The following is a 7,466-nucleotide window of genomic DNA, read 5'->3' as shown; positions in this document are numbered from 1 at the left end:
CTCCCACTTATAGAAGATAGGAGAATTACGCCCTTTTTGTTAAATACTAAATTTTATTTTTATACTTTAAAACATTATCTAAAATACAGGCTACTTTGTTTTAATACAAATCAATGTAAAAAACTTTACACCAATGTGAGCAGAAACTCCAACTGAAATTCAGTTGGAGTTTTATATAATATATTTATTATTTAAACGGTTTAAATGTTGTGCAGCACGTATCATCACTAGTATCAGGCTTTTTGCCCCTCATGGAATTGACTTCAAGTGCATCAGCATTGCAGTGATTATCTTTCCAGTAATTGCAGCAATCAACGCTACATTTAACTTCCATTTTAGGTAAATTCATAGTATGATCTCCTTTCTTTATTTGTAATTTACATAACTTATTGTTGCCAAAATAATAAGTTATATACTTTAGAATATACTATTAATGCATAGCATATTTAGTTTTTCAATCTTATGTGATTATAAAATATGTGTTTTCTATAATTTAAAAATTCCTTAGATAGAGTTTTATCTATCTAAGGAATAAAATATCCGGTAATTAAAGAACAGTAATATTTTCTGCCTGTGGTCCTTTTTGTCCTTCTCCTACATCATAGGAAACTTTCTGTCCTTCATCAAGTGATTTATAGCCATCTGAATTTATTTGAGAAAAGTGTGCAAAAATATCTTTTCCATCTTCTCCTGTGATAAATCCAAATCCTTTGTTTCCATTAAACCATTTTACTGTACCTGTCATTATAATAAGTACCTCCTAAATTTTATTTCTTAAACTCTTTGTAATAAACCCATCAAATAAAATTTCGATATCAACGTACATATTATAATTATAAGTACCTATTGAAATATATTTTCATTTAAATTAATTACGATTCATTTAAGTTACGTGCTTATTGTATCATACATTATTATATAAATCAAATTTTTCCTTTTGTGCCTTTTATGAAGTCAAGGAAATTGGCCATTTCGGGAAATTCTTTGGCTTTAGTACAAAAATGTGAATGATGTAATTATCGTATGAATAGTTACAAATAATCCAAATGCAGAAACAAGCCACAAAAGAATTCCCAACGCTTTTTGTTTTTTATATATAAAATAATTAATACCGCTCAATAGCATTGTCAAACATAAGCTTCCTTGAGTTAAAATACGAAGTAAATAATTACTGCTATTTTTAATAGATAATAATGCAAATAAAACAGTAAAGGCTGAAACAATTATAATTGCAATTGTAATTTGTGGCTTCTTTTTTATTTTTAGGTTCATATTTAGTAGCTCCTTTTATGCAATTAATTATGGTATTATTTTTAATACTTGAATTCTTTTATAAATTAATATTACCATATTTCTTAATATTTAGGACAAAATAAAAAATCTATAATAGACTTTCTTCTTTTCTCTTTTTCCATACCTATCACCTGTTTTCTGTATAATAAAAGAGCCCCGTTATGAGCTCTCAAATTAATCATTTTGCCTATCTACATCAAGTATTTCTCCTGTATTAGCGTTTATTGTAACCTCATATATTATCCCACTAGTAGTTCTAATGTAAACTTCGTAGACCAATAAGCCATCTTCAGTATCTACTTCAACTCTTAATACTTGCCCCGGTACTCTTTGCAATGCAATTTGTACAGCTGTTTCAGCACTTATGCGGTATTGTCTCCAATAATTATCCCATAAATTATTATAGAAAGGACACCTCATATTAATCATCTTTCATTTTATTATTTACTCAATTATTATATTCAAATACAATATTATTAGTTCCTTTCTCCATACAAATAAGCACCCTAATTACGGATGCTTATTTTATAAATGGTTGATAGGCTCTATTTATATGTGGCCTTGTTGTGGTTGCATTTAAATTTAAAGTGCCCTGCAACCGCAGACACCAATTTACACTTGCAATCATGGAAGCTTATCTTCATGGTATATTTATAATTATATATCATACTTGTTACAATTTAATATCATATATAACAACTATTTGTAAACATTATTAAAATAAGCACTAATTTAACAGTGTTTATTTATAATACAGTTAAGGAAACCAATTCTAAATCGTATTAGGGTTTTTTCCTGTGTTAAATTAAAAATATAAGCAAATTCCCATCTCTGGAAACCTGCTTATATCAATGTCTTTGGTGCGTCAGAGAGGATTCGAACCCCCGGCACGCTGGTCCGTAGCCAACTGCTCTATCCAACTGAGCTACTGACGCAAGTTTAACATAATTATTCTAACACAAATAGTGCCCAAGATCAATTTGTTAAAAACTTTATATGGAAAAACTACCATCAAATAATTTCTTATTCATCAATAAATTTTATTAATTCACTGTTGAATTTATCACGTTCATCATAAAATAATCCATGACCGCTATATTTAAATGATACAAGCTTAGAATTTTTAATTCCTTGATTTTGTGCTTCTGCAAGCGGAAAGAGGCAAACTCTATCATGAATCCCATGAAGAATTAAAGTTGGAACATTTATTTTTTTCATGTCGGAAAATAAATTTTCTTCATTTAACCAAGAATTTGCAACCGCAGCAGTAGCCCAGCTCGCTGCCTGCAGTCCAATCTGGAAAAACCAATCTGAGAAAGACTGAGTTACAATCTGGAAGAAAAACATACCACCAAATTGTCTCAGCATTTGAGGTCTATCACTATATGTCTGTTTAATAATTTCAATTACATCTTCTTTTTTTAAACCATATGGAAAATATGGACGTTGAATAAGACTAGGAGCTGCTGCTGCAAAAAGAGCAAGCTTAGACACTTCATACCCACTATGTCTAGCCATATACCTTATGGCAATGGCCCCACCTGTAGAATGTCCTGCTAATACAAACTTTTTTAACTTAAGTACCTCGACAACCTCTCTGATATCATCTGATAATCGATCATAATCATATCCCATAAAAGGTTTATCTGATTCACCAAATCCTCTCTGATCCATTCCAATGCATCGATATCCTTCCTGCAAAAGTTTATTAAACTGATATTCAAACAATTTATGGCTCCCAGGCCATCCATGTAAAAACAAGATTGTTTTTTCTCCCTCTGGATTAGGATCTTCTATATAAATTTTTACATTCGATTCTACCTTAACATAATATCCCATACAAATACTCCCTTTTAATAAAATTATCTATTAAATTCTATTCTATTAAAAGCAAATAAATGAAAAATTTTTTAAATTATTAATTCCCTTGAAAAAGGTAAACTTTCAATCCATTTACAAAATTCTCGCCATTCCGGTAACCTGTGGTTTTTCCTTTGACTGTAAACACCTTTTAGGCACCTATAATTAGTTGTCAACCTTGCAGTAAGTTCAAATCCTGACGGGTTAGAATACAAAAGTTTCAAATAATCTTCTATATCATGAGTTTTATTATATGTATCCTTTAATTCTTCCATAATATCAATTATCCTTTTATCTACATATTTATTATACTGTTTTGACAAGTCAAATTTTGCTATTCTGTGCATTGTACTTTGACTGCTTACAAAAGTAATAAATCTATACCTTTCAAGCTCGACCCATGCCTTATTACTGAAAGTTAAATCAAAAGCAACCCGTATTCCTGATAAAAACTGATCATGGGCTTCACCTTTAGGTGAATGAGCTAAATTTTTAACTGTATCTGTAATATCAGAATTACATCTATCAATATCTACTGCCATAGGGTATTTACTTGCCTTTATACTTTCCTTCAGATCATATATTTTAACATTCTCTATTTTCACTTTCATGCCTCCAATACTTTTTAATCCACAATTAAGTTTATCATATTTTTTATACTTTATAATCATTTTCAGTATAATAATCTAAATTAAACGTATACTACCTTTATAAGTTATCAAATATTTAATCTTGTATAAACTAATAATTGCCCTTCAATATATTGATACTTGTTTTATGCTGGAGCCTATAAGTCTCCAGCATTCAAATTTTAAAATACTTTAAAACAATCCTCATTTTATTTGAGAAATTAAATTCACCATCTCTATAGCTGAAAGCGCGGAATCATAACCTTTATTGCCAGCCTTGGAACCAGCTCTTTCAATTGCCTGTTCTATATTTTCAGTTGTAAGCACACCAAAAATCACAGGAATTTTAGTTTCCAGTGTAACCCGTGCAATTCCCTTGGAAACCTCATTACACACATAATCATAGTGAGAAGTAGAACCACGTATTACAGCCCCCAAACAGATGACAGCATCATATTTCCCAGACTGAGCCATCCTGTCTGCAATTAATGGGATTTCAAAAGCCCCAGGTACCCAAGCTGCCGTTATATTTTCATCTGAAACACCATGTCTTACAAGCCCGTCTACTGCCCCTGATAAAAGCTTATCAACAATAAATTCATTAAATCTAGAAGCCACTATTCCCACATGAATTTTTTCCGCAACAACTTTTCCTTCAATAATTTTCATTTAAAATATCCTCCTTATTTTAATAATTAATATTACTAAATAGATGACCCATTTTTTTCTTTTTTGTCCTAAGATAATCTATATCTTCCCGCTGAGGTGCAATTTCAATGGGTATTCTTTCTATGATTTCGACCCCAAAGCCTTCCAGGCCATAAATTTTTTTCGGATTGTTTGTCAACAGGCGAATTTTTTTTGCCCCCAAGTCTTGGAGAATCTGTGCTCCTATCCAATATTCGCGTAAATCAGGAGCAAATCCTAATTCCAGGTTTGCCTGCACAGTATCCCTGCCTTTTTCCTGTAATTCATAAGCTTTGAGTTTATTAATCAACCCTATACCTCGCCCTTCCTGACTCATATATAGAAGAATTCCCCTACCTTCATTCTGTATTTGCTTCATCGCAGAAATAAGTTGTTGACCACAATCACATCGGAGGGATCCAAATACATCTCCCGTAAGGCATTCGGAATGGACTCTACACAAAAGATTTTCACCATTTCCAATTTCTCCCTTTACCAAAGCAACATGATGTTCACCAGTAAGGTCGTTTACATATCCATGAATTTGAAAATTTCCATATAAAGTTGGAAGCTTTGCACTTGCCATATGCACAACATGCTTATCATGACGGCGGCAGTAATTCTGCAAATCATGAATAGTTATAAATACGAGATGGTGTTTCTCTGCGAATTCTTTTAATTGGGTTGTACGCATCATCTTACCGTTATCTGCCATAACCTCACAGCAAAGTCCACATTCTTTCAGCCCAGCCAATCTCATTAGATCGACAGTCGCTTCTGTATGACCACCGCGTGTCAATACTCCACCACGACGCGAAATAAGAGGAAACATATGACCTGGCCTGCGAAAATCCCCAGGTTTCGCATTATCTTGTACACACTTCATAGCTGTAATAGATCGCTCCTCGGCTGAAACACCAGTAGTTGTACTAACGTGATCAATTGAAACAGTAAAAGCTGTGGAATGATTATCCGTATTTTCTGTAACCATTTGAGGCAGCCCCAATTTGAGGCCAAACTGTTCATTCATAGGCATACAGATTAGTCCTTTTGCATAAGTAGCCATAAAATTTACATTTTCACAGGTTGCATGTTCACCAGCACAAATTAAATCACCTTCATTCTCTCTGTTCTTATCATCTGTAACAAGAATAATCTTTCCTGCACGTAATTCCTTGAGTGCTTCTGAAATAGTATTATATTGCATATCTTTCAACCTCCTCTTTAAAATCCATTCTGCTTTAAAAAATCAAATGTAATACCGCCTAAAGGTTCATTGGCCTTTAAGTAAAAAAGTTTTTTCACATATTTCCCAACTATATCATTTTCCAAATTTACAACATCACCAGTCCTTTTCTCCAGCAACGTCGTCTGCTGTCCTGTATGGGGAACAATAGATACCTGAAATTTATAATTTTCTACATTAGCTACCGTTAAACTAACGCCATCAACGGCAATGGAACCTTTTTCAACAATCAACTCCATTACTTCTGGAGATGCTTTTATAGTTATCCAGACAGCATTTTTTTCTTTCTCCATTTTGCAAATTACTCCAGTATCATCAATATGTCCCAACACAAAGTGTCCTCCAAGACGTCCATCAATAGCCACAGCCCGTTCCAGATTGACCGAATCGGAACTGTGCAATCTGCCCAAATTACTTTTCCTCAATGTCTCCGGCATAACATCAGCAGTAAACTCTCCTTCGCTTAAAGAGATAACAGTAAGGCAAACTCCATTTACAGCAATGCTGTCTCCCGGCCTAGTATCCTCTAAAATAGTTTGGGCGTAAATTGAAATTTTTGACGAACTTCCATCAAAAATAGCTTGATGTACTTGTCCAATTTCTTCAATAATTCCAGTAAACATTTATACTTTCCTCCTCACAAATTTAAACCTCAACATCAAATCACCATCAAGAACAGATATCTCAGGAGCAGTAAATTGAAAGCACTGTTCCGGTGATAAAACACCATCTCCTTCCACTGGCGTTTTTGCGTCTTTACCGCCAAAAATTTTAGGTGCAATATATGCATATACTTCCTGAACTAAATCAGCTTTTAATGCACTGTAGTTTAAAGCACTTCCTCCTTCAAGTAAGATGCTGTCTATCTCAAGCTGACCAAGCTTTTGCATTAATATAGGCAAGTTCACCATTTCATCTTTGCCTGATACGGTTAAGACAGTAATACCAAGCGATTTTAATTTTGAAATTTTAGTTTCGTCAGTTACAGTAGTTGCTAAAATAGTATGTACCTCCTTTGCTGTACGACAAATCTGACTATCCATCGGAATGCGAAGGTGGCTGTCACAGATAATTCGAATTGGATTTCTGCTATTTTTCAATCGACATGTAAGCAGCGGATCATCTTTTAAGACAGTTCCAATTCCAACCATAATAGCACTATATTTGTGACGTAATTGCTGGACATGCTTCCGGGCTGCTTTCCCCGTAACCCATTTAGAATCACCAGTAACGGTAGCTATCTTTCCATCAGCCGTCATGGCATATTTCATAACAACATATGGAGTACCAGTAACAATATAATGAAAAAAAACAGTATTCAATTCATCACATTTTTCTTTCAACACACCCTCTTTTACCACAATTCCAGCTCTGCGTAAAATTGAAATACCCTTACCAGACACTTTAGGATTTGGATCACTGGAACCAACCACTACTTTTGTAATACCTGCCTTTATAATGGCATCTGTACAGGGAGGAGTTCTTCCATAATGGCAGCATGGTTCTAGCGTTACATATAAAGTTGCTCCTTTTGCTGATTCAATACAGCTGGCAAGTGCATTGCGCTCAGCATGAGGTTTTCCACATACCTCATGATATCCCTCTCCAATGATTCTATTTTCTTTTACAACAACTGCTCCCACCATCGGATTTGGATTAACCCAGCCTTCACCTTTTCTTGCCAAAGCAATTGCATATCTCATATATTTTGAATCTTCCAATACCATCACATCTCCTCCGTATAAAAAAAA

General features: G+C 33.7%; 10 protein-coding genes and 1 tRNA gene. All 11 read right to left on the bottom strand.

Annotated features, from left to right (window positions below):
* Positions 1-187: 187 nt before the first annotated feature.
* The 11 genes from ACFHWD_RS18275 to ribD all read right to left on the bottom strand — a co-directional run bounded on the left by ACFHWD_RS18275 (position 188) and on the right by ribD (position 7,436).
* A complete protein-coding gene (locus tag ACFHWD_RS18275) occupies positions 188-349 on the bottom strand; it encodes a DUF1540 domain-containing protein (protein ID WP_150359068.1) in 162 nt (53 codons plus the stop codon).
* Between the two features lie 198 nt (positions 350-547).
* Positions 548-745 (bottom strand): cold-shock protein, encoded by a 198-nt coding sequence (locus ACFHWD_RS18270; RefSeq protein ID WP_106008326.1) that lies wholly within the window; start codon positions 743-745, stop codon positions 548-550.
* A 245-nt stretch (positions 746-990) separates the two neighbouring features.
* Entirely contained in the window at positions 991-1,272 is a 282-nt protein-coding gene (locus ACFHWD_RS18265; protein ID WP_150359069.1) for a DUF3953 domain-containing protein, read from the bottom strand.
* A gap of 195 nt (positions 1,273-1,467) precedes the next feature.
* Positions 1,468-1,713 (bottom strand): PepSY domain-containing protein, encoded by a 246-nt coding sequence (locus tag ACFHWD_RS18260; RefSeq protein WP_150358780.1) that lies wholly within the window; start codon positions 1,711-1,713, stop codon positions 1,468-1,470.
* Positions 1,714-2,151: 438 nt separating this feature from the next.
* Positions 2,152-2,228: transfer RNA gene (locus ACFHWD_RS18255), tRNA-Arg, on the bottom strand.
* Between the two features lie 88 nt (positions 2,229-2,316).
* Complete coding sequence (locus ACFHWD_RS18250) at positions 2,317-3,132, bottom strand: alpha/beta fold hydrolase (protein WP_179978601.1); 816 nt, start codon at positions 3,130-3,132, stop codon at positions 2,317-2,319.
* 71 nt (positions 3,133-3,203) lie between these two features.
* On the bottom strand, positions 3,204-3,764 hold the full coding sequence (locus ACFHWD_RS18245) for a hypothetical protein (protein ID WP_229982029.1): 561 nt from the start codon (positions 3,762-3,764) through the stop codon (positions 3,204-3,206).
* A gap of 222 nt (positions 3,765-3,986) precedes the next feature.
* Positions 3,987-4,451 carry a 6,7-dimethyl-8-ribityllumazine synthase gene (ribE, locus tag ACFHWD_RS18240; protein ID WP_150358777.1) on the bottom strand — a complete coding sequence of 155 codons (465 nt, stop codon included), beginning with the start codon at positions 4,449-4,451 and terminating at the stop codon, positions 3,987-3,989.
* Positions 4,452-4,470: 19 nt separating this feature from the next.
* Positions 4,471-5,676 carry a bifunctional 3,4-dihydroxy-2-butanone-4-phosphate synthase/GTP cyclohydrolase II gene (locus ACFHWD_RS18235; protein ID WP_150358776.1) on the bottom strand — a complete coding sequence of 402 codons (1,206 nt, stop codon included), beginning with the start codon at positions 5,674-5,676 and terminating at the stop codon, positions 4,471-4,473.
* 17 nt (positions 5,677-5,693) lie between these two features.
* Positions 5,694-6,338, bottom strand: coding sequence for a riboflavin synthase (locus ACFHWD_RS18230; protein ID WP_150358775.1), 645 nt, complete (start codon positions 6,336-6,338; stop codon positions 5,694-5,696).
* Positions 6,339-7,436 carry a bifunctional diaminohydroxyphosphoribosylaminopyrimidine deaminase/5-amino-6-(5-phosphoribosylamino)uracil reductase RibD gene (gene ribD, locus ACFHWD_RS18225; RefSeq protein ID WP_150358781.1) on the bottom strand — a complete coding sequence of 366 codons (1,098 nt, stop codon included), beginning with the start codon at positions 7,434-7,436 and terminating at the stop codon, positions 6,339-6,341.
* Between the last annotated feature and the right edge of the window lie 30 nt (positions 7,437-7,466).

The organism is Clostridium sp. MT-14 (assembly GCF_042436595.1).
GTDB lineage: Bacteria > Bacillota > Clostridia > Clostridiales > Clostridiaceae > Clostridium_B > Clostridium_B aromativorans.
This window is presented reverse-complemented; position numbering and strand designations above follow the sequence as displayed.